Origin of the sequence: Stenotrophomonas rhizophila (assembly GCF_003651185.1) — a bacterium.
Taxonomy (GTDB): Bacteria; Pseudomonadota; Gammaproteobacteria; order Xanthomonadales; family Xanthomonadaceae; genus Stenotrophomonas; species Stenotrophomonas maltophilia_Z.
In genome coordinates, this window is sequence record NZ_RCDC01000003.1 from 1 (window position 1) to 2141 (window position 2141).

Genomic DNA, 2141 nt, shown 5'->3' on the forward strand with positions numbered 1-2141 from the left:
GGGATTGGCAACGGCGTTGCGGAGGCGGCGCTTGGCACCGGTATTGCGGGCAACTCGGTTGAGCACAACTGGCTAAGCCAAGGCGAATGGGAGCAGTACGAGAAGGCCAAGAAGAACTGTTCTCCGGCCGGCGGCGACAGTTGCGCGACCATGGAACGATTGGAAGCGCTATCAAAACAGCGGGACACAGAGCGGGCTGACTACATCAATGCGGCACGTGAGGCTTTGATTGCAAGCGGATATGAGATCACCCCCAAGGTAATGGCGGCAGTTGATGCGCGCTATTGGGAAAAGCAAGGCGTTGATTTCTACGACGCGCGCTTCTTGGGGAAAAATGTCCAGGCAACCTACAAGGGAGTGATCTGGCAACTCCGGGACGCTATTTCCGAAAATGCCGAGACAATGAATGGAATCATACCTGGCAGCGGAACGAACGCAGCGGTCATCGCGAGCATCATGGATTCTCTTGGCCAGTCTGTGGGTGGATGGACAGGAACCAATCCTGCTAATGGCAAGGAAGTTGTAGGTGTAGAAGCTTGGGATGCCCGGTTCCTGACGGTCGTAGACATTGCGACGGCAATGATTGGGGGAGGAACGGCCAGTGCAAGGGCGGTGGGCAAGCCGCTCATTGCTGAGACCGCTGAGGTATTGGTTGAGCAAGCGGCGAGGACTGCGGTTCGAGACAGCGCCGCTCCAGCCGCTAGGTCAATGGAACAGCTCCTCCCGAATGGAAAGGTGCCAGGCACCCGAGGCGGCGAATTTAACAAGTGGTTTGACAACCTCAGTTCAGAAGAGCTAAACCTCCTGTGGCAGAATAAGGAAGTACGGACGTCTATCGAGACTAGAATTCGCTATCCAGGCCAGTTACATGAGTGGTGCATGGTCTGTAGAGCACCGGAGTTCAAGGAATGGGGCGTCTCAATGGATGAAATTCAGCGATTTAGAACTAAAACTTCGGAGTTGGATTGGGTCAATCCTTACACTGGCGTCAAAGGCGGGCATGGTAGGGATAGTTCAACCACATTTCATAATGAGTTGAAGGCCGTCATTGATGGGAGTAAGTCTTTGGAAGATTTCAATCGAGGAGTCATGCTGTTGCGAGACAAATGGAAAATCGAACCGCATCTGCTTCCTGAGCTGCCAACTTCGGGGGTAAGGAGGTGACAACTCTTCTAGAGGATTGGTCTGCCTACTGTCGCGGCGATGCATTCTTCGATAAATCTCATTTTCTGGGATTGCTGAAAAGTCACAATAGCGACGAGGAGCTCGCGGTGATATTCAGCTATCTTCCGCATTCCGGCGCGCTCCTGGAGATCGCAAGAACGGTACTGTCCAGTGGAAATCTCTCCACTTACCTGCTTCCTAAAGTGGTGGCAGACAAGCAGTCTTTGCTAAAAATAGGGCATCGCTGGTTGAGTGAAATAGAGCGTTCCTCAACTATATTGGGTGATGAGGAGATTGCAGAGGTTTGCCGTCACGCATCCATTGAGTTAGTTGGCGAAGAAGTTCTGAAGGTTGCTCTATCGAAAGACAATCCGAATGTCTGGTTCTTCGATCTTATTTCTGATTCTGTATTGGAAAATCTCGTTTCAGATTCGGAAATTGTCTATGCGTTGCTTGAGGCATTCTACGGTCTTTCGGCGGATTATTATATTGCGTGGTATATGGCTAGTCCGCTAATTAACCTTGATATTGACCTATCCGCGTACTTTGAGCTTTGGAGCAATGGTGGGCGCTGCGTTCTGGTCGAAGATGCCCTGTATATTAATCAACTTTCTCGTTGATCCCGAGATAGCTTTATAGTTGGTTAGGTGCTGCCGCTGCCGCTGCCGCCGTTGTCTGTCGCCGTCTGGATAAGAATGGTGACTAATTCCGACGACGCACTGTTCAATGCCGAGGCCGGTATCGGCTTCAAGACCGCCAAGGGCAGTGCCGACTGCAGCAGTGTGGTCTCGCAGGACCTTACCCTTTTGGCAGGTGGGAACCTCAACCTGACCAGCACCAGCGGTGGCATCCACGTGGCGCAGGGCGTGGGTGTCGGCGGTAGGCGCGCAGGCTGCCTTCTATGTCTACGCTGAAGCGAGCGTGGGCAGCAGCAAGTCCAACGCGAACAGCACCACCTGGCAGAACACCACGCTCAC

At 52.9% G+C, this 2141-nt stretch carries 2 protein-coding genes; both read left to right on the forward strand.

All coding sequences use genetic code 11. The features are described from left to right. A partial coding sequence (locus tag BCL79_RS20180; protein ID WP_220668883.1) for a DUF6862 domain-containing protein occupies nt 1-1164 on the forward strand: 1164 nt, incomplete at its 5' end. After that, the gene (locus BCL79_RS20010) at nt 1161-1784 is read left to right on the forward strand and encodes a hypothetical protein (protein ID WP_147433819.1); all 624 of its coding nucleotides are present in this window, start codon (nt 1161-1163) and stop codon (nt 1782-1784) included. The genes BCL79_RS20180 and BCL79_RS20010, both read left to right, overlap by 4 nt. The last annotated feature ends 357 nt before the right edge of the window (nt 1785-2141 follow it).